At 60.5% G+C, this 19,933-nt stretch carries 13 protein-coding genes; 7 read left to right on the top strand and 6 right to left on the bottom strand.

Features of this window, described 5'->3' with window-relative positions; translation table 11 throughout:
- Positions 1-67 precede the first annotated feature (67 nt).
- The 4 genes from EN862_RS31715 to EN862_RS31700 are packed head-to-tail and all read left to right on the top strand — an operon-like array spanning position 68 to position 5,415.
- Positions 68-1,435: an aspartate aminotransferase family protein gene (locus EN862_RS31715; protein ID WP_127868223.1), complete on the top strand. Its 1,368-nt coding sequence runs from the start codon at positions 68-70 to the stop codon at positions 1,433-1,435.
- Positions 1,435-3,174 (top strand): acetolactate synthase catalytic subunit, encoded by a 1,740-nt coding sequence (locus EN862_RS31710; protein ID WP_127868222.1) that lies wholly within the window; start codon positions 1,435-1,437, stop codon positions 3,172-3,174. Before EN862_RS31715 ends, EN862_RS31710 begins: the two co-directional genes overlap by 1 nt.
- Entirely contained in the window at positions 3,174-3,953 is a 780-nt protein-coding gene (gene fabG / locus EN862_RS31705; protein WP_127868221.1) for a 3-oxoacyl-ACP reductase FabG, read from the top strand. Before EN862_RS31710 ends, fabG begins: the two co-directional genes overlap by 1 nt.
- A gap of 46 nt (positions 3,954-3,999) precedes the next feature.
- Positions 4,000-5,415 carry an amidohydrolase family protein gene (locus EN862_RS31700; protein ID WP_189401887.1) on the top strand — a complete coding sequence of 472 codons (1,416 nt, stop codon included), beginning with the start codon at positions 4,000-4,002 and terminating at the stop codon, positions 5,413-5,415.
- Positions 5,416-5,724: 309 nt separating this feature from the next.
- On the opposite strand, the gene EN862_RS31695 is transcribed toward EN862_RS31700, so the two are convergent.
- The 6 genes from EN862_RS31695 to EN862_RS31670 form a co-directional block, all read right to left on the bottom strand.
- The gene (locus EN862_RS31695; RefSeq protein ID WP_127868219.1) at positions 5,725-6,072 is read right to left on the bottom strand and encodes a hypothetical protein; all 348 of its coding nucleotides are present in this window, start codon (positions 6,070-6,072) and stop codon (positions 5,725-5,727) included.
- Positions 6,073-6,096: 24 nt separating this feature from the next.
- Positions 6,097-9,186, bottom strand: coding sequence for an efflux RND transporter permease subunit (locus tag EN862_RS31690; RefSeq protein WP_127868218.1), 3,090 nt, complete (start codon positions 9,184-9,186; stop codon positions 6,097-6,099).
- Positions 9,183-10,256: an efflux RND transporter periplasmic adaptor subunit gene (locus EN862_RS31685; protein ID WP_127868217.1), complete on the bottom strand. Its 1,074-nt coding sequence runs from the start codon at positions 10,254-10,256 to the stop codon at positions 9,183-9,185. The genes EN862_RS31690 and EN862_RS31685 overlap by 4 nt, the downstream gene beginning before the upstream one ends.
- Positions 10,256-11,701, bottom strand: a complete 1,446-nt coding sequence (locus EN862_RS31680) for an efflux transporter outer membrane subunit (RefSeq protein ID WP_127868216.1) — start codon at positions 11,699-11,701, stop codon at positions 10,256-10,258. Before EN862_RS31680 ends, EN862_RS31685 begins: the two co-directional genes overlap by 1 nt.
- A gap of 321 nt (positions 11,702-12,022) precedes the next feature.
- Entirely contained in the window at positions 12,023-12,889 is an 867-nt protein-coding gene (locus EN862_RS31675) for a MipA/OmpV family protein (RefSeq protein WP_127868215.1), read from the bottom strand.
- Between the two features lie 167 nt (positions 12,890-13,056).
- Positions 13,057-15,720, bottom strand: a complete 2,664-nt coding sequence (locus EN862_RS31670) for a glycosyltransferase family 39 protein (RefSeq protein WP_127868214.1) — start codon at positions 15,718-15,720, stop codon at positions 13,057-13,059.
- A 222-nt stretch (positions 15,721-15,942) separates the two neighbouring features.
- Between EN862_RS31670 and EN862_RS31665 the strand changes: the two genes are divergently transcribed.
- The 3 genes from EN862_RS31665 (at position 15,943) to EN862_RS31655 (ending at position 19,790) form a co-directional block, all read left to right on the top strand.
- Positions 15,943-16,686, top strand: coding sequence for a response regulator transcription factor (locus EN862_RS31665; RefSeq protein ID WP_245519766.1), 744 nt, complete (start codon positions 15,943-15,945; stop codon positions 16,684-16,686).
- Entirely contained in the window at positions 16,683-18,074 is a 1,392-nt protein-coding gene (locus tag EN862_RS31660) for a HAMP domain-containing sensor histidine kinase (RefSeq protein ID WP_127868212.1), read from the top strand. Before EN862_RS31665 ends, EN862_RS31660 begins: the two co-directional genes overlap by 4 nt.
- Before the next feature lie 483 nt (positions 18,075-18,557).
- Positions 18,558-19,790, top strand: a complete 1,233-nt coding sequence (locus EN862_RS31655) for a patatin-like phospholipase family protein (protein WP_348632097.1) — start codon at positions 18,558-18,560, stop codon at positions 19,788-19,790.
- Positions 19,791-19,933 lie beyond the last annotated feature (143 nt).

Here is a 19,933-nt window from a genome sequence, read left to right as displayed (position 1 = left end):
TCTGCTTCTCCTCCGCCGTGTCCTGAGGACGCGCCCTTTGATGTGGCGACCATGGAGGTGAGGTGTGATGCCTGTTTCGGCCAGTTTACAGACGTCTAAAGCAGCGGCCTTTCCGCCTGGGCCGCATTCGAGCGCTTTGTTTGAGCGCGCGCATGCCGTCTTCCCGGACGGAACGACGCGCGTCACGGTCGAACGCGACCCGGTTCCTCGCTACATTGCCCGCGCAGAGGGAGCGTATTTGACCGACGTCGACGGTAGGCGCTTCCTCGACCTCAACCTGAATTTCACTACGCTCATTCACGGGCACGCTTGCGAACCGGTGCGAGCGGCCGTCGAGAGCCAGATGAGGGCCGGCACCTGTTTCGCCAACCCCACGGAGGCCGAAGTCGAGCTCGCCTCGCTCTTGTGCGCCCGGGTGCCTCGGCTCGAGCGCATCCGCTTCGTCAATACAGGCACGGAAGCCGTCATGTTCGCCGTCAAGGCAGCCCGCGCGTTCACGGGACGATCCCGGATCGCCAAGATCGAAGGCGCCTATCATGGAGCCTATGACTGGGTGGAAGTGGCTCAGGCAAGCGTACCGGAAAACTGGGGCCTCCCGGACAGCCCGGCGGCGACGCCCTATTACCGCGGCATGCCGGCTTCGGTGCTGGACGATGTGGTGGTGCTACGGTTCAACGATGCGGCTGGAACGCGCGAATTACTGAACCGCCGCGCCAGCGAAATCGCGGCGGTGGTTATCGATCCGATGCCCAGCCGGGCTGGGCTCATCGCTCCCGAACCGGAATTCGTTGCCGCTCTCCAGGAGACGGCGCGCGAGCATGGGATTCTCGTCATCAGCGACGAGGTCCTCAATTTTCGTCAGGACTATCACGGCGCTTCGGCACGCTATGGCCTCCAGCCGGACCTGTTTGCTTTGGGCAAGATTATTGGAGGCGGTTTTCCGATTGGAGCGGTCGGAGGTCTGGGCGAAATCATGAGCGTGTTCGACGGCAGCCGCGGCCGGCCATTGCTTCCGCAAGGCGGGACGTTTTCGGCGAATCCGATCTCCATGGTGGCAGGCCAGGCCGCAATGAAGGCCCTCGATGAAATCGCCTTTGCCCGGCTTGAACGGCTGGGTAACCAACTGCGGAACCGCTTGGAGGACATTATCGCACGTGCAAATGCGCCGCTTAGCATTACCGGGGCGGCTTCGCTCTTCCGCATCCACCCGAAGCCAACGCGTCCACGCGAGTTCCGGGAAGCGCATTGGAACCCGGCCGAAACCAAAGTCATGAAAGAGATGTCCCGCTTTTTCGCGGGAAACGGCATCGTTCTTCCACTTGGCGCAGCGGCCTGTCTTTCGACGACCATGGGGGAGGCGGAAATCGAGACGATCTCCGGCGTCTTTGAAGCATTCCTTTCTGAAAATTCCGCCCTCCTCGAGGAGATTGCGTGATGTCGGCATCTCGCGAAACCGTCGCCGAGCGTATCGCCCTTGCATTAAAGCGCCACGGCGTCGAGCTCATTTTTGCACAAAGCCTTCCCTCAGCCGTCGTTCTCGCATGCGAGGCGATCGGCATTCGACAGATCGCCTATCGCCAGGAAAATATGGGCGGCGCCATGGCTGACGGATATGCGCGGCGGTCGGGCCGTATCTCGGTCGTTGCCGCCCAAAATGGCCCGGCTGCAACATTGCTGGTCGCCCCGCTCGCCGAAGCGCTGAAGGCCAGTGTGCCGATCGTGGCGCTTGTCCAGGAAGTGGAGCGGCCCAATTTCGATCGCAATGCCTTCCAGGAGCTTGACCATATCGCCCTGTTCCAGCCTTGCGCCAAGTGGGTCAGGCGTCTCATCACCGCGGACCGCGTGGATGATTACGTCGACGCGGCCTTTACCGCGGCTGGAAGCGGCAGACCTGGCCCCGCGGTGCTGTTGCTGCCGGCGGATCTGTTGCGGGAGGTGGCCGTCGAATCCGGACATCCACGCACCGCGACGCTCGGCGCTTGGCCGATTGACAGATCGCGACCGAGCGACGAGGCGATTTCTGCTGCCGCCCTATTGCTGGCACAGGCACGCCAGCCGGTCGTCATGGCCGGCGGCGGGGCTCTGACAACCGGCGCGCCGCAGGCGCTTGCTCGCTTGCAGGAAGTCGCGCACTTGCCGGTGATGACGACTCCCATGGGCAAGGGCGCGGTGAACGAAACGCACCCGCTTTCCCTTGGCGTCCTCGGTCCACTTACTGGTCCGGGATCGATCGGGCGGCACTCGAGGGGCCTTCTCCAACAGGCTGATGTTATCCTCCTTATCGGGACGCGGACAAATCAAAACGGGACTGACAGCTGGCGCTCCATTCCGAAGTCAGCGCGCCTCATTCATGTCGATGTCGATCCTGCGGAAATTGGTCGCAACTATGAGGCGCTCCGCCTTGTCGGTGATGCAGCCGAAACGCTCACCGCTCTCACCGACACGCTCAGCCTTTGTGACCTGTCGCGGCGCTTGGCGGGACGCAATCAATTGGAGCGAAAGATTGCCGGGATGCAGGCAGCGTTCGAGTCGGAGCGCGGGCGGATTTTGGCGCGCCATCCGAGCTCGCTTCGACCCGAGCGAGTGATGATGGATCTGCAGCACTGCCTCACGCCGACCATGACGGTGGTTGCCGATGCCAGCTACTCCTCCATGTGGGTGGCCGGTCAACTAAGGGCCCTTGCCGTCGGCCAGCGTTTCCTCACGCCGCGCGGTCTCGCTGGTCTTGGCTGGGGGCTACCTATGGCCATTGGCGCCAAATTGGCCAATCCTGATGCTCCTGTTGTCGCCCTCGTCGGCGATGGCGGTTTTGCCCACTCCTGGGCCGAACTCGAAACAATGATGCGCCTGGGCATCGCCGTTAAGGTGATCGTCCTGAACAACGGCGTGCTCGGCTACCAAAAAGATGCTGAGACGGTGAAGTTTGGCCGCTACACCAGTGCTTGCCATTTTGCGCCCGTCGACCATTCGGGGCTTGCCAGGGCTTGCGGCTGCAGCGCCGTCCGGGTCGAGAACCAGGAAGAGGTCCTGCCAGCGCTGCAGACGGCCCTTGCTGCCGACGAACCGTGCTTGATCGAGATCATTACCGATCCCGATGCCCATCCGCCTCTATCTTTGTATGACGGGACGCTTGATGCGGCTGAGCCGTCTCCTGCTTTTGCGGAGGCTGTCTGATGGCGGAACTTGGCGAAGAGATACCGGTTGCGGTGATCACTGGCGCCTCGAGCGGTATCGGCCTTGCAACTGCCGACGCGCTCTTGCGGGCAGGTTATCGTGTCGCCTTCTTCAGTCATCAGCCGGAACGGGTTCAGGCTGCCGCTCGCGCGCTGTCCGCCTCCTACGGGATAGAGCGAATAAGGTCGGCGGTGGTCGACCTGCGAGACCCAGAGGCAGTGCGACGGTTCTTCGGCGACCTCGCCGCCCATTGGCCGACTCCATCCGTCCTTGTCTGCAATGCCGGCTACTCGCCCAAACGCAATGGCGGCCGAATCCCGATTGCTGAAATCGACCTTGCCGACTGGAATGAAGTGTTGGGGATCAATCTGACCGGTGCGCTGGTTTGCTGCCAATGCGTTCTGCCGGCGATGGCCGAGCGCCGATACGGACGCATCGTCTTCATCGGTTCGCTCGCTGGTCGTACGATGCCAAGGATAGCTGGTGCTGCCTATACCGCATCCAAGAGCGGGCTTGCCGGTCTCGCGCGATCAATCGTCAGCGAATATTCCCCGTTCGGCATCACCGCCAACACGATCACCCCCGGTCGCATCGTGACGGACATGACGGGTCCCACGGATTCGCTCGTCAACAAGGAGGCCCTTACACGCATTCCCATCGGCAGGCTCGGTCGAGCAGAGGACATCGCCCGTGCAGTTGCTTTCCTGGTCGCGCCGGACGCCGACTTCCTGAACGGCGCGGTACTCGACATCAATGGAGGCGAATTCACGCCCCCATGAATCCTTCAGCGCTTGTCGAGCCAGCCACAAAATTGGGATGATTACCATGCCCTTTGCAACGAACGCCTCAGGGGTGCCAGGCGGCTCGAATGAGCCGCAACGCTGTGATCTCATCGTCCACAATGCAACAATCCTCACGGTGGACGCTAATGATCGCGTTGTTCGGACCGGCGCGCTTGCCGTCCGAGACGGACGCATCGTCGCGCTTGACCGGCAAGAGAAGATTTTCGCCAGCTATGCCTCGGACCAGTTGTTCGATGCGGCAGGAGGCGCGGTCCATCCGGGGTTCATCGACGCCCACGTTCATGTCTCCCAGTACACGGCGCGCAGCGTTTTGCCCCTGATGGAAGGGACCTCCGTTACCATGGGGCACTGGAAAGGCGGGCTGACCCCAGAAGATGAGTATGCAAGCGCCCGTTTGGCTGCTCTCGATTACTTGCAATGTGGCTATACCGGCTTTGTCGATCCTGGAACTGTCTTTGACCCTGATGCAGTCGCGGCCGTTGCTGATGAAGCCTGTGTCCGCATCTGGCTCACTGACCCTTACGTCGCCGATGGTGGCGAGGCGCTGGCCGCTGATTTGCCTGAACTGGTCAGCGAGAACTTTCTCGCCCGCTGGCCGCGAAACACTGATGAAGCGCTGAAGAGACTGGGGGGCCAGCTGTTTCGCAATCGCAACCCGAACAGCCTGGTGAAAGCCTTCGTCGGACTCTACGGCGAGGCGACCGATTCACCCGAACTCTACCAAGCCGCCCTGAGCCTAGCCCGCGATCGCGATGTGAGATTTCAAGAGCATCTTGGATATCTTCCGGCCTTTCAGCTGAAACGAGAGAAGGCGCTTGGGCAGCCACTGCTGAGGTGGTTCGAGGAACGTGGGTTCCTGGATTCTCATGTCACGTTCACTCACATGAACCTGGTGCGCGAAGACGAGATTTCGCTTTTTGGCAAATATGGGCTGCGAGTCGTCTGGTGCCCTTGGGGCCAGTTGCAGATGTTCGGCAAAGACGGGGCGCAGCCGCGCATGGTGGAGCTGCACCGGGCCGGCGTAAAGGTTGGAATTGCAAGCGACATTCCTCGTGTTGCCGACTTCGATGTCCTTGGAAGCCTGGCCGCCTCGGCTGCCGCCGCCTCGGGACGGTCGGCAATGCCGCGTGAGATTCTGCGCATGCGCACGCTTGGCGCCGCGGCGACGATCGGTGCCGACGGAGAGCTAGGCAGTCTCGAGGTCGGCAAGCGCGCCGACTTCGTGGTGCGGTGTCCGAACGCTTCTGTGAATTTCGGCTTCGATCCGGGCCTAGAGCTGGGAGTGATCGGCGGCCGTCACACCGTGAAAGCGGTGTACGTGGGCGGTCGTCAGGTCGTCGATGGCGGGAAGGTCGTCACGCTGGATGAAGACGCGGTCATTGCCGCAGCGCATCGCTCGGCGCGCGCGCTTGCATCCAGGACAGGCCTTCGCGCCTGAGGCCGATCAGGCAAGGTGACGGCGGGCCGCAAGGCCTCGCACTGACTGGCGGGCGCGAGCTATCACGGCGGGCCTGACGGGCGTTGAGAGTTCTCGCCAATCGCCGTAGTCCGTTGTTGCTCGTCTGATTAATCTCCATGTGCCATTAAACGCGCTCAGGCCACTTGCCTGCGGCACACAATGATCGCCCTGCACTCCAATTCCGTTGTCGCAAGTAAGCGGGCAGACACGGCCTCCGACCGCCCTCAGCCTTTCCAGAATTTCCGCCGTTGGTTCCAGCGATGCCAGGCTGACACCTTGCCGATCCGCCTAGGCTTTGCGGCTGCTGGCCGCCCACTCTCCGTTAGCCCGGCTCCAAAGGCATCCTATGCGCAAGAGTTCCCCTTGGGTGGCGCGCACAAGTTCGCTTGCGTCTGGCGTGGGAGCCGATGACTGGACGAGCCGGTCGCGACATTCAAGGCTTGCTAGTTCGGTCCCTTTGGCGCCGTCGTTTGCGTTAGTGGCGCGCTCCGCCTCTGGCAGCTGCGCGTGCCGTTCGGTTTCCATGCGCTTCTTGATTGCGTCGATCTTCAACCTCGCAAGGGCGGCAAAGACGCCGTCCGGAAATTGCTGCAGATATGCCTCGAAGAAGCTTTTGTCGGTCGCGGCACCAGTCATCGGTACAATCAGGATGGCTGGTGACTAGTTATCAGCTGCGACCAGGTCCATTTTCCGTGATCCAGTTCGCCGCCGCACAAGACGCTTGAGGATCTCCAATAGATCATCGGTGAAAGTAAATACCACGGGAATAACGACAAGGCTGAGGACGGTCGAAGTTATCAGGCCGCCGATCACCACGATCGCCATGGGTTGGCGGAAGCTCGAGTCGCCGCCGCTCAGACTGAGCGCGACAGGAAGCATTCCGCACCCCATGGCGACAGTGGTCATCACGATCGGACGGGCGCGCTTGTGACAAGCGTCGATGAGCGCGTCCAAACGCGTGAGCCCCGTGCGCCGCAACATGATGGCATACTCGACGAGAAGAATGGAGTTCTTGGTCACAACGCCCATCAGCATCAGCAGGCCGATAACCACAGGCATTGAGAAGCTGGTGCCAGTCAGCACAATTGGCAACAGCGCTCCCCCAAGCGACAAAGGCAGGGCCATGAGTATGGTGATCGGCTGCAGAAAGTCGTGAAACAGCAAGACGAGCACGGCGTAGATACAAAAGACCCCAATAGCCATTGCGATCGCGAAGTTGTCGAAGAGCTCTGAGCTGCGCTCCAATTCGCCCTGCTCGACGAGCTTGACGCCTTCGGGCAGGTTCTGGAGCGCAGGCAGCGATTTCGCCTCGCTATACACATCGCCAAGGATCCGGCCGTTGAGCTCGACGGAAAGCGTGATGTTGCGTGAGCGGTCGATACGGCTGATCTCAGAAGGGCTGCCGCCGACACGAATCTCGGCGACTGAACCTAAGTCGACATTACCGCGGACACCGGCAACACGCAGACTTGCGATATCGCCGAGTGTCTTGCGGCTTTCGGGGTCGAAGCGAACACGAATGGGGATCTGACGCTGTGGCAGATTGAGTTTTGCGAGCGACGAGGAATAATCGCCGCTCGTCGCCACGCGTACAGCCTCGGAGATCGCCTCGGCCGTGACGCCAAATGCGGCGGCGTGATCAAAATCCGGGATGATCTGGATTTCGGGTGCCTGCAGAGAGGCGCTCGAGGTGACTGCGCCGATCCCCTTGAGCGTGCGTAACTGCTCTTCCAATGCCCAGGCAGCCTGCTCGAGAGCGTCGGAGTTGTCGCTGGCGAGAGCGATCGTCAATGTCGTGCCGTTGCCGCCTGATCCCACTGCTGTCCTGACGCCGGGCAGGACGGCGAGCGCTTGTCGAATGTCGTTTTCGATTTCGGTCTGTGTCTTGCTGCGCTCGCCGATCTTTTTGAGGTCGACGACAAGGGAAGAGGTGGACGTGTCGAGAGTGGTCGAAGATTCCAGCAGGTCACTCGAAGAGGCAGTGCCCACGGCGGAAAATATCTGCCGCACTTCAGGCAGGCCGGAAACGATATGCGCTGCCTGCCGAGTTAGAGCGTTGGTCTGTTCGATTGTACTGCCCGGCTGCAGGGTCAGGGTCACCTGCGCCTGGGCGTCGTCCGAGGGAGGCATGAAGCCGGCGCTGAGGAAAGGGATCGTCGAAAGCGAGAGGCCCAGAAACAGGCACACGCCAAGTACAGTGAGTGCACGGTGACGAAGGCTGGTCTTCACGAAAGCCAAGTATGCCCGCATGGTCCAGCCATCTCTTTGCCTGGCAGGATGCGCCTTCATCATGTAAGCGGCCATCATCGGTGTCAGCAGGCGCGCCACAAGCAGCGAGGCGAGAACCGCTACGGCCGCGGTGACACCGAATTGGCGGAAAACCAGGCCTGGAATTCCGCTCATGAAGGCAGTCGGCAGGAAAACCGCAACGAGCGTAAAAGTCGTGGCGATAACGGCAAGTCCGATTTCGTCTGCGGCCTCGAGGGCGGCCTCCATTGGTGGTTTTCCCATTTGCATGTGACGCGCAATGTTTTCGATCTCGACGATTGCATCGTCGACGAGGATGCCAACGACAAGCGAGAGCGCCAGCAGCGTCACCGTGTTCAGGCTGAAATCAGAAAGGTAGAGCACCAGGAAGGTCGGAATGACCGACAGCGGCAGCGCAACCGCTGAAAGGAAGGTCGCGCGCCAGTCGCGCAGGAAGAGCCAGACGACGATGACCGCCAGGATGGCGCCTTCGTAGAGCATGTGCATCGAGCCGTCATAGTTTTCGATGATCGGCCCAATCGTGTTGTATGCCTCGGCGATTTCGACATCCGGGTTGGCGGCGGCAAAGTTTTCAACCGCCGCCTGGATGGCGGACGCGACGCCCGTGTCCGAGAAACCATTCGATCGTTTGACTTGAACAGCAATCCCTGGTTTGCCATCGAGGTAGGCCATTGAGGACCGCTCGGCGAAGCCGTCCATCACGGTGCCGATTTCATCGAGCCGTACCAATGATCCGCTTGGGAGCGGGATTGCGAGCGCCTTCAGTTCTTCGATGGAAGAGACGGCGCCAAGCGTGCGGATTGACTGTTTGCTGCCGCCGACCTCGGCCCGGCCGCCCGACGCGTCCGACTGCATGGCCTTGAGCTGTGAAGAGACGGTCGCGGCGCTGAGGCCAAGCGAAGTCATGAGCTGCGGATTGAGATCGATATGAACTTCACGGTTGACGCCGCCGATCCGGCTGACTTCACCGACGCCGGCCACGGACAAAAGAGCCTTCGTCATTTCGTTGTCGATGAACCAAGACAGTTCCGTCTCGTTGAGACGGGCGGAGCGGACCAAATAAGTGCGCAAAGGCGTACCCTGCACGCTCACCTTCGTCACGCTCGGCGTCTGCATTCCGGCAGGCAGGTCACCTGCTGCACCGTCCACGGCGTTGCGCACCTCATTGAGGGCGGCCTCACTATCCTTTCCCAGGTGGAATGAGACGTTGATGCTAACTGAGCCATCCGTGATCGTCGTCGAGACGTGGTCAAGGAGTGTCAGCGACGCGAGCTTGTCCTCGATTTTGCGCGCAACTTCCGTTTCAAGTTGTGCCGGCGCGGCGCCCTCGAGGCTGGCGCTGACATGGATCGTAGGCAAATCCATGTCGGGAAAATTCTGAACCGGCAGTCGATTGAAAGCGAGCAGACCGCAGGCGGCAAGCAGGACGAACAGCAGGATCGAGGGAACTGGATTGCGGATTGACCAGGTGGAAAAGTTCATCGCGCCTCTCCCTCCACCCTGACGAGCGCCTTGTCTGACAAGAAGGCGCCGCCGGTCGCCACCACGTCTGCGGAGGGGTCGACGCCTGACAGGATTTCGACTTCGCTGCCTCGGCGGCGGCCGATGTCGACACCGACCCGGGTCGCTCGTTTGCCGGCATCAACTGTGAAGACGTAAGCGTTGCCGTCTCGCATCACGAGCGCTGTTTCCGGCACTGTGAGCGCCGAAGTTGTCTCAAGCTCGACCTGGCCGGTGACATAAAGCCCAATTGGCGGATGAGCCTGGGGCGGCAGCGCAACATAGGCCAGAGCCCGACCAGTGTCCGTGCTTACCGTCGGTCCGACCAGGCGAACAGTCCCTTTAAACTGACGGCCGCTCGGACTGACGATGCTAGCCATTTGACCTTGCTTGATGCGGGACAGATAACGTGCAGAAACTTCGGCCTGCCATTCGATACGTTGCTGACGCACGAGGCGATACAGCTCTGTTCCAGGCGAGACAACGGCACCGAGCTGTGCCGAGCGGGACGTGATCAGCCCGTCATCCGGCGCGGAGATCACTGTCTGGTCGAGCTTGATTTTCTGGCTTTCCAACGAGGCTTCGGCCGACTCGACAGCCGCTTGCGCCGTCTGCTCGGCAATAAGATAGTCGGATATCTTCTCATCAGATAGCGCGCCACTTCCCTGCACCTTGCGAGCGCGTTCTGCATTTGCGTCCGCTTTGGCAAGGTCGACCTTGGCGGTTGCCAGCGCAGCTTGGGCCTTGCGCAGCTCCGCGCGCGCACTTTCATCAGCAAGCCTGACAAGCGGCTGACCTTTCGACACAATCGACCCGACATCGACAAGGACGTCGGTGACGCGCAGATCTCCGATTTCCGCCGATATGACCGCCTCATGCCATGGCTTCAACCAGCCGCTGGCCGGGACTGTTTCTGGCCATTGCCGCTCTGCGGGCTTCACGACAGCAACGGTAAGTGCCGGCGCTTCGGTTTGCTGGGCAAAGGCGAGCTTCACGCTCGAAAACGAGGTGCCTCCCAGGAGGAGGGCAAGGAGAATGAATGTCGGTCGCATCAGTGCGGCTTTTCTTCGGGAGTTGCTTCAACGGACCTCGGGTCGTTCCAACCGCCGCCGAGCGCTTTGTAAAGGGCGATCCAGTAGCGTGCCGCGTCCCGGCGAGTCTCGATGAGTGAAACTTCTGCAGCCTGGGCCGAACGGCGCGCTTCCTCGCGATCGAGCAGGCTGACACCGCCTGCCCGCCAGTTAGCATCAACGGCTTTGAAATACGCACGATAGCTGCGGGCAGCAGTGGCGGCGTCGCCGATCTGGCGCCGTGTACTTTCGATCCGCACGAGCACAGTCTCCACCTCGGCTATGGCACTCAAGACGCCCGATTTGTAAGTAGCCACCGCTGCATTGTGGGCTGCTGCGGCACTGCCAACCGCGGCGCGGCGTGTCCCGCCATCGAAGAGCGGAATGGAAAGCGCCGGACCAAAGGACCAGGGAACCGCGGCCCCGGTGAGTGACGAAGATCCGATCGTTAGCGAGCCGCCAAGGCTGAGGCTTGGATAGAGGTCGGCTTTGGCAGCACCGATTTCTGCCAGCGATGCGGCGACCTCAAGTTCCAGCGCGTTGATATCGGGACGCTGACGCAAGGCCTCTGCCGGGACCGCAGCTATTCGGAAGGCCTTGGGCGTCGGAATGCCTGGCTTCCCCATCGCCAAAAGGCTGCGGGCGCGCGGCTCGTCACCCCCGGCCAGGCGTGCGATCGACTTGATGAGAACTTCACATTCGGCCCGCTGAGCAGTCAACGTGGCGGCCGATGTGGCGGCCCCAGCCCCGGCGAGCGCTAGATCGGCGCTCGATGCAAAACCGGAACTTTCTGCCGTTTGCATTGCTCGGATGGTCTCGCGTTGTGAGACGAGCTCTGCGGCATACGTCCGCTCCAATTCACGGCAGGCCCGATACTGGATGTAATAGTCAGCTACTTCGGCCGCGAGCGAAACGCGTGCACCATGCCAGTCGGCCACTCGCTGCTCAACGCGTAGGCGCGCAGCCTCGCTCTTCTGCCGGGCCTTGCCAAACAGATCGATCTCCCACGATGCATCCAGGCTTGCGCTGGCTGTTGTGGCCGGCGGGACTTTGTTGGCTTCTGAGCCGCCGGTCGCCGAGCGTGTGATTGCCCCCGCGCCAGTCAGAGCCGGAGACAGACTTGCCTGAGCGGTGACCAAAGTGGCGCGCGCGCTCTCGATCTCTGCCAAGGCAGACTCAAGACTGGGACTGGAGCTTTGCGATGCAGCGAGAAGTCCCCTCAGGGATCTGTCGGAAAATGTCGACCACCACGACAGCAAGTCGCCGGTCCGACCGCCGTGAGGGACGGTGGCATGCCAGACCTTGGCGACTTTTACCCCAGGCGGTTGCAGCGCGAAGTTGGTCGTGCAGCCTGTCACGAGCAGGCAGGATGCCGCTGCGACATTGAGGCTGACGATTTTAAAACAGGATAAGCTTAGTCGGGACATGTTGTGTGATTTTCCGCGTACGGCGAAGGACTTTCTGCGACCGGGGCGGGCGTCACGTCGGAAAGCTTTGCAGCTCGGAGAATGGTTGGCGGCTTGTATCGTCGCGGCGACGCGGCCGAAGATACCGGCGCCCGTTTTTCGTTCTGATCCGCTACTGTGCCCTCGGCCATTTCCAGGCTACCGTGTTCCAGAACACGATGATCCCCTTCGCCTGCATACAGACTGCGGAAAACACGGTGCCGATGGGTGGCCGCCTATGTGAGTCTCAGCGGCCTGATCATGTCGCAAGCGTGGGCGTCGCAGGGGCTGGGCCTTGAGTTCCTAGAACCTATAACCGACAAGGAGCATCCCGGACGGTTGCGTGTCTTTTCGTGTGATCGGGCTGTTCTTTGCATCTCCGGTGAGGAAGCCTACCCCGACCTGACCGCGAACAAGCCAGTTTTCGGTCGCCATGTAAGTTACCGACCCTTCGATGTCGAACCGCTTGAGCCCCGCGCCGGCCTCATACCGACTAAGGCCTGATCGAGCGGATTGAAGAGCGGTGACGCCGAAGTAGGTCTGCATGTACTTGTCGTCCGCAAATGTCGCTGAAGCGCCCGCGGCGAAGAGGAAGTTGTTATAGTTGTGTGAGATGTTTGCTCCCACAACAGCTTGCAGCCCGTCGCTGCCGCCAAACGTCTTGTCGACAGAAGCATAGAATTCCAAAGGCCCCGTCTCATACGAAATCTGGGCTCCGAGGAGTGCTCCGCCTTTAATGTCGCCGAGACCCTTGAGGTGAATTGAATCCTTCTCCTTGCGGCCTCCGCCGAGATCGTAGCCGCCCTTCACGGTGACCTTAAAGCCGCTCGATTCCCATACATCGACGTCTATCCCGCCGGGAGAGATCGTGAACCGGCCGATCGTTGCCGAGACCATCGGAATCGGGACGACTTCGAATTCATCCGAGCCTTCGTACTTCGGCGCATACATCGCTCCGCCGGCGACCATGACGTTCCAATCCGCAAGCTTCTGACGGATAGGGCCATACCGGCGCTGATCCACATTCGCCTCCTGCGGTGAAGCAGCGCCCGGTTCATTGTCGAAGGGCTCAGCCGCGCCTGCTTTCGAAGGGAGCAAGGCAAGCGCCGAAAGGCTCGTGACGACGGCGGCGTGCCGCGAGCGCGCTGAGAAAGACTTCGTCGATGGCATTCGGTCGGCTCCTGGGTGTTGATGGCCTCGGGAAGCCCGACGCAGTCGCACCTCCAGCGGCTGCACTCTCTGAGAGGACGCGGTTGATTTGGATTTTGTGATGTTAAGAAATGTTGCTGCGCGCTCGTGAATGCTGCCCGACGCTCAAAGCGCGGATCGCTTGGATATCACTGTGGAGCGACGTCCGTCGGGCGCCGGTAATTGTATCCGACCCTATAGAAGAAGCGCCCAACCACGGCATGGTTTTTCCACACGGTCTCGGTCCTGACGGACCCGATATGCTCAAACCACCTTGCGAGACGATTGGAGGAGACGCTGTCCTCCTTCACACCGAACAAGATGACCGCGCCACGCCGCGACAGAGAGGGGGCATTCCACACGCCGAACATCAACCCCTCTTCGCCGAAGACGTTTTGACTGGTGATGTTTTCCAGACCGGTTCGCCCCCTGCCGTAGAAAGCAAGTTCGCTGGCGATGTTGTATTTGTCCATCCCGACCAGGAGGGGCGAGTAGCCGGTATCTGCCTTGACGGCGGCCCCGATCTGCTCCGCCCGGAGGGAGAATTCTTCCCAGGCAACGGGCAGACCGCGCAAGCTTCCGGAGTAGCCAACGAAGGGCAGGCCGAGCGCGACGTAGTGGAGCAACACCGCAAAAACAAGCACGCTCGCTACCGTGCCCATTTTCAAAAAGATGATCATGCGCGGCATGCTTCCGCTGCGGACAGCCGTCGCAACAACGTTAGCCATAGCTGGCAACAATGCGAGCCAGATGGGGCCCGTCCAGTTCATTTTCACCGCATGCAGGATACTAAACGCAGCGAAAACCGAGAGCGGCACCAGCGTAAAGATGAGGACGAAAGTGGTGGCCGCTCTGGCGTGGAAACGGTCGGGACGCCAGACAAGCTTGGAAGCTGCCGCAATGCCGAGCCAGATCCCAATCGGACCCAACAAGACCGCAATATAGCCGATGAGGCTGTGGACGGAGAATTGCATTTCCTCTCCCGACCACCGTCTGCTGCCCTGAAATTCGAATGAGGCCCAGCCATTCAGGCCATTCCAGGCGATCACCGGCGAAAAAACGGCCAGCGCGAGGATGGCTGCGAGATAAGGCCATCTGGTTGAAAACCAGAGCCGGGTCTGAGGGTGGATCAGCAGGAACACAAGCGTCGCGGGCCCCAGCAGCGCAATTGTATATTTCGACAGCATGCCCAGTCCAACGCAAAGCCCCGCTCCGAGCCAGGCCGTGGGGCGTAATCCGATTGTTGCACGTTCCAGGAAATAGAGCGCCCCGGCCCATGCTGCCGTGAGGGGTGCATCCGGCGTGGCTAGTAGTCCGACGCCCATGAAAAAGGGCAAAACCGACAGAAGCATCAGGGCGATGAAGGCTTCGTCCCTGCGCCCAAAGAGGTTGTGGGCGAGCCGAAAGCTGAAGAACGCGGTCACAAGCCAGCATCCCGTCGCCATTATTCGAACGCCGAATTCGGAGTCGCCGAAAATCGCGCTCCCGAGCCGAATGAGCCAAGCCACCATGGGTGGATGGTCGAGATAGCCCCAGGCTGGATGCTGTGCGTAGTTCCAGTAATAGGCTTCCTGCGGAATGAGGTCCATGTCGCCTTGATAAACGAGCCTCAGGACGACCACATAGGCCGTGATGGCCAAGGCGGCCATATTCCAACGAGCCGGGGCGGACAGCGACGCATTGGGCCGAAAGACATAGAATTCATTGCCGAGATAGCTCACCACGCCGCCGCCGACGATACCGCCCAGCAGTGCCCAATAGAGCGGCAGGCCGAGTGCGCCGGATCCCGCCGCGATCAATCCGCCACGTATCGCCAGGGCCAGGATGGAGATAACCAGGAAACGTGTGCTTCCAGCGCGACCGCTCGCCCGTCCCTCAAACGACCATCGCGCATGGCCGATGTAGTTGAATGCAGCGGCAAAGCAAAAACCGCAGATGTGAGCCACAGCTAGACCGGCCCCGGCGGCCAACAGGATCGAGACGGCACACAAGTCGAGAAGAAAGCCGACCATGCCCACCGCCAGAAAACGCTGCACGGCGTCCGAAGAGGTTGTTCCGCGGGAAAACCTGACCAACTGCGCGAGATAGGCGATGAACTGCCGGGCGCCAATTTTGGATTTCCCCGCATGCCGATCGCAGAAGGTGATGGGCTTTTCAGCGACCCTGAGGTCGCCGCCACCAGCGTGCAACGCCTCCAGACCGATCTTGAAGCCTTCCGCCTGATCGGCGCCCCTGAGCAAGCATTCGCGGCGGATCGCGAAGAAGCCCGACAACGGGTCCTCGACATCGGTGAAGGGTGCAGCAAATGACGCGCCGATACGTGACAGGATGCGCCGATGCAGCGGCCAGCCGACGCTCGCCCCACCCTCGCAATAGCGACTGCCGATGACCATGTCGAAGTGGCCCGCCGCGATGGGCCGGACCAGATCCATGATCGATGTTGCCGGATGGCTGCCATCTGCGTCCAGCACCACAAGGATCGAAAACCTGGCGTTCGAAGCAGCCCATAAGACGTCGGCCGCCAATCCGCGCCCGCTTCCATTCCTCAAGAGGCGAACCGGATGACTTTCTTGCCAATCGGTGACTTTCGCGCATGTGCCGTCGGCCGAGCCACCATCGGTAACGATGATCTCGAACTCGCAATGCCGGGAAACCTGGGCGAGGATCGCACGCAGGGTACGGTCGACATTGCCGACTTCGTTGAGGGTGGGCACGATAATGGACACAGATGGATGAACGGCGCCAACTGTCGCGTCGCCAGGCCTCGACTTCGAGCTCGCCTCTGCCAGGTTCGATCCGACACGTGAATGCATGAAGCTCTCCGGGCAATGGCCGTCAGCGTCTGTTGTCCGGACTGCTGGTAGCGTCCCGGCTCATCGGAGAGGTTTAAGTGTTGTTAAGCTGTGCTCGGATTTGTTTCGCCTTGGTCGACAGGCGAGCTGCGCGGCAGCAACAAAAATAAACACAATTATTGCTGACAGCTCCGGAGCAGGGGGGGTATTGCCTAGTCTAGAGACGATCCGATGGCTGGACCTATGGACAATTTCGCATACACCGTTCCCTCGCAGGGATCGCCGCGCATCCTTGTCGTTGAGGACGATCGGGATATCGCGGGCATGCTGATCGAGTTGATGAAAGATGCGGGCTACCTGGCCGAGGCCGTCGGTTCAGGCACCGAAATGGATCGGCTGCTGCGGAAAAAGGACTTCAACCTCATTGTGCTCGACGGGATGCTGCCGGGGGAAGATGGGTTCAGCATTTGCCGCAGAATCCGATCGGCCGACACCACGCCTATCCTCATGCTGACCGCGCTGACGAAGGAGGTCGACAGGGTGGTGGGGCTTGAGTTGGGGGCAGACGACTATGTGACGAAGCCCTTCAGTTCCCGGGAATTGCTGGCGCGGGTGAAGGCGCTTCTGCGCCGATCGGCCTATGCCAGCCAGTCCAAACCGAGCCAGGAACCGCTGACCTTCGCGGGCTGGAAGATAGATCCGGTCGCGCGTGAGCTAACCGATAGCGAGGGTGTCCATGTGCCACTCACCACGGCCGAGTTTGACGTGCTCCTGGTGTTTTGTCAGAACCCGCGGCAGGTGATGAACCGGCAAGAAATCCTCTCTTGCACCCATGCGGGGTCGGCGGGACCGGTGGACCGCAGCATCGATGTGCATGTCAGTCGGATCCGCCAGAAGATTGAGCCGAATTACAAGGAACCCACCTTCATCAAGACGGTGCGACTGGGGGGCTATATCTTCACGCCGGAGGTTACGGTCGCCGCATGATCGGCTGGTTCAGACAGGCCCCGATCCGCCTGCAGTTCATCGTGCTTGCCGCGATCCCCATCCCGGCGGTGCTGCTGAGCGTCATTGCACTTCTGCCGGAACCATACATCTTCAAGAACGGCCCCGCTCAGACGTTGGTGACCGTCAGAAGCACACAAATCGAGTTGATCGTAGAACAGGTCAGAAACAGCTCCAGCGAGGCCGACGTTGAGAAGCTGCTGCGCGCGACAGCTCCGATTGGGCTCGATATGCAGCTCCTGCCTTGGGCGGATTTCAGCTTAGTCAGCAGCCAAAGAGAGCATTTGCAGTTCGTCGCCGACGAGCTGCGCGACGTGCTCCCGAAGGACTTCGAGGCCGTGGTTGTGCCCCAGGACGAGGAGCACAATGCTCTGGTGGTGCGCGTCGACGCCAAGCGTGGTCTTCTGGTGCGCTTCTCCGACGCGGACACCTATCCGGCATTCTTGAGCGCGATTGTCGAACTCATCGCAAAGATCCTTATCTTGATCCTCCCAATGTTGCTTTTGGTGCTTTACATCGGCGGCCTGATCACGTCGCCGCTTGTCCGCTTTGCCGAGGCGGCAAAGAGCCTGCGGCTTGACAGCAAAGAGGACGAACTTTTCACGGTCGCTGGCGCCAAAGAGCTCCGCACCCTTGCGACGGCGCTTAACGACATGCGGCGTCGCATCCATAAGATGCTTGATGACCGTACACGCATGTTGACCGCCGTGAGCCATGACCTCAGGACACCCCTGACACGGCTACGCATGCGCGTGGAGCGGTCGAAGGACATCCCCGCCAAGCAGTTGATGCTTGATGACATCACCACCTTGACTGCGATGATCGAGGACAGCCTGCAATATCTGAGCAGCACCGCCCGGGACGAGCCGCTGCGCAAGGTAGACATCGCGGCCTTGCTGAAGACCATCGTCGCCGGATTCTGCGACCTGGGCCACACGGTTATCTATGTCGGTCCCGAGCGCTTCGGGTACTCCTGCAAACAGAAAGGCCTGACACGCGCCATAACCAACATTGTGGAAAACGCCGTCAGGTTCGGCACCATCGTCCATGTCCAATTATCCAACTCTTCACGGGGCGAACTGTCCATTGTGGTCAGGGACAATGGTCCCGGTCTTGCTCAGGGCCTGCACGAAAAGGCCTTGGAGCCATTTTTCAAGGCGGATGAGGCCCGCACCTCGACGACCAACAGCGGTTTTGGCCTTGGTCTATCGATAGCGGACGAGATTGTGAAAGGCCATGGCGGCTCGCTGACCTTGGAGAACATCGTTCCCCACGGCCTGCGCGTGAAAGTCTCGCTGCCGCAGGCCCAGATTGTCGCGAGCCCGACGGTCAAATTGGCGGACGCACAGGCAAGCGCTTTGGCGGGTTGACGAGGTCCTTACAAGGCGAAGCGCCGCCTGCAGGCGCCTCACCAATTTCGTTCTGGGTTGTTCAACCAATCTGTCAACAGTAGTTGAAGGACCCCGATTCGCGAACAATTCGGCCTACAAAGATGACATGGTTGGGATCAACCAACGATCTCAAATCATTGCGGATTTTTGGTCGGGGGCGAATTCTGTATCAAGCAACAACACCGATTCCCAGTCCCTTGCACCACATGTAGTTATCCTTGAGGTTTTTGTGGACTGGGTCATAGTTACGCTTGGCTGTTTCAAATCGTAGGTAACAAGTATCACCGCCATAGTCTGAACCTCCCCGCTCGCGTCAGCGACGCTACCGTCAGGCCAGCCCGTTGGTAAAGCCTAAGATCCGCTGCCTTCCGGGCCGTAACAATTCTTAACAACTCAAAACCCAAGACAATCGTGAATCGGCGCTAGTGCCGCGCAAGGCGGCTCGTGAGGGGCTCGCCAATTGTGCTGAAGGACTGGAGCGACTCCCAGCGCTTCACCGGCAGCCCGGCGCAGGCGGTAAACGTGCATCGATTGATGGTCATTTTATTGCTGGCGTTCCTGACCGGCTGTCTGGCGCCAGATCGGATCGACTACGGCGCCAAGGTCGCAAGCGTTGCCACCATTGACGGCTTCGAGGATATCCGCACCTACGCGGATCTGGCCAAGGGGCAGGCCGATCAACGGGCTTGGCTGCCGATCGCGAAGAACAAGGAAATCAATTACCTTGTATTGTCGAGCGGCGGGGGCGCAGGCGCTTTCAGCGTCGGTGCCCTGAAGGCGTGGTCAGAAATCGGTACCCGCCCTCAATTCGATATCGTCAGCGGCGTCAGCACCGGTGCGTTGATCGCACCCTACGCTTTCCTCGGTGCCAACTATGACCAGGCCCTCGTCGACCTTTACACGAGCGGCATCGCAGAAACCCTGGTCGACGCCGATTTTCTGCCCAAGGGGCTATTTGGGCCGAGTCTGCTCAAGCAGCAGCCACTACGCCGGATGGTCGAAAAATACCTCACCGCCAAAGTGTTAGCCAAGATCGCCGCTGAACACCGCAAAGGCCGGCGACTGCTCGTGCTGACCTCGAATCTCGATTCCCAGCGGGCGGTCATCTGGAACATGGGGGCGATCGCTGACAGCGGCCGACCCGACGCGCTCAAACTCTTCCAGGACGTCATCATCGCCTCCGCCAGCATACCGGGCATGTATCCCGCGGTGCTGATCAAAGCGAAGTCCGGGGCTCAGTCCTTCGAAGAGATGCATTCCGATGGCGGTTCGGTGTCGCAGATTTTGACCATCCCTGAAGGCTGGATGGCCGGGCGCGATAAGGATGCGTGGCGCAAGGGCCGCCGCTTCAACATGTTCATTCTGATCAACAACGCGCTGATGCCCGAGTTCTCCACCACGACCAACAACACCTTTGTCGTCATGGCCAGGGCAAACGCCACGCTCATCAAGTCGCAAACACGCGGTGCTTTGCTGGCGACATATCTCTACGCCCAGAAGAAGGGCATCCGGTTCCATGTCGGCGTCATCGACATGCAGGTCCCGTACAAGATGACCGATCCGTTCAACACCCACTACATGCGCGCGCTCTACAGCCTCGGCTACGCCAAGATGGCCAGCGGACATCTCTGGCAAGATACGCCGTTGTTCGCTGAAAAGCGCGTCGCAGCAATGCCAGATGAACAAAATCCATAGCGTCCGGCAACCACGTTCACGTCAGCAAGGAGAAATGAATTGCCAAATTCTCGATCAGGTAGAGCTCGGAACTGGCCAAATCCGCGCCGGCTTGGCCAAGCGCTGGTTCCCGCCCTCGCCGTATCGGCAATTGCCGGCTGCAC

Source organism: Mesorhizobium sp. M2E.F.Ca.ET.219.01.1.1, assembly GCF_004016445.2.
Lineage (GTDB): Bacteria > Pseudomonadota > Alphaproteobacteria > Rhizobiales > Rhizobiaceae > Mesorhizobium.
Note: the sequence above shows the minus strand (reverse complement) of the source record. Positions and strands in the feature narration are given on the sequence as shown.

Excerpts from the sequence above, each read along its gene's own strand:
- EN862_RS31715 (WP_127868223.1), top strand. The coding sequence starts at position 68 with ATGCCTGTTTCGGCCAGTTTACAGACGTCTAAAGCAGCGGCCTTTCCG.
- EN862_RS31710 (WP_127868222.1), top strand. The coding sequence starts at position 1,435 with ATGTCGGCATCTCGCGAAACCGTCGCCGAGCGTATCGCCCTTGCATTA.
- fabG (WP_127868221.1), top strand. The coding sequence starts at position 3,174 with ATGGCGGAACTTGGCGAAGAGATACCGGTTGCGGTGATCACTGGCGCC.
- EN862_RS31700 (WP_189401887.1), top strand. The coding sequence starts at position 4,000 with ATGCCCTTTGCAACGAACGCCTCAGGGGTGCCAGGCGGCTCGAATGAG.
- EN862_RS31695 (WP_127868219.1), bottom strand. The coding sequence starts at position 6,072 with ATGACTGGTGCCGCGACCGACAAAAGCTTCTTCGAGGCATATCTGCAG.
- EN862_RS31690 (WP_127868218.1), bottom strand. The coding sequence starts at position 9,186 with ATGAACTTTTCCACCTGGTCAATCCGCAATCCAGTTCCCTCGATCCTG.
- EN862_RS31685 (WP_127868217.1), bottom strand. The coding sequence starts at position 10,256 with ATGCGACCGACATTCATTCTCCTTGCCCTCCTCCTGGGAGGCACCTCG.
- EN862_RS31680 (WP_127868216.1), bottom strand. The coding sequence starts at position 11,701 with ATGTCCCGACTAAGCTTATCCTGTTTTAAAATCGTCAGCCTCAATGTC.
- EN862_RS31675 (WP_127868215.1), bottom strand. The coding sequence starts at position 12,889 with ATGCCATCGACGAAGTCTTTCTCAGCGCGCTCGCGGCACGCCGCCGTC.
- EN862_RS31670 (WP_127868214.1), bottom strand. The coding sequence starts at position 15,720 with ATGCATTCACGTGTCGGATCGAACCTGGCAGAGGCGAGCTCGAAGTCG.
- EN862_RS31665 (WP_245519766.1), top strand. The coding sequence starts at position 15,943 with ATGGACAATTTCGCATACACCGTTCCCTCGCAGGGATCGCCGCGCATC.
- EN862_RS31660 (WP_127868212.1), top strand. The coding sequence starts at position 16,683 with ATGATCGGCTGGTTCAGACAGGCCCCGATCCGCCTGCAGTTCATCGTG.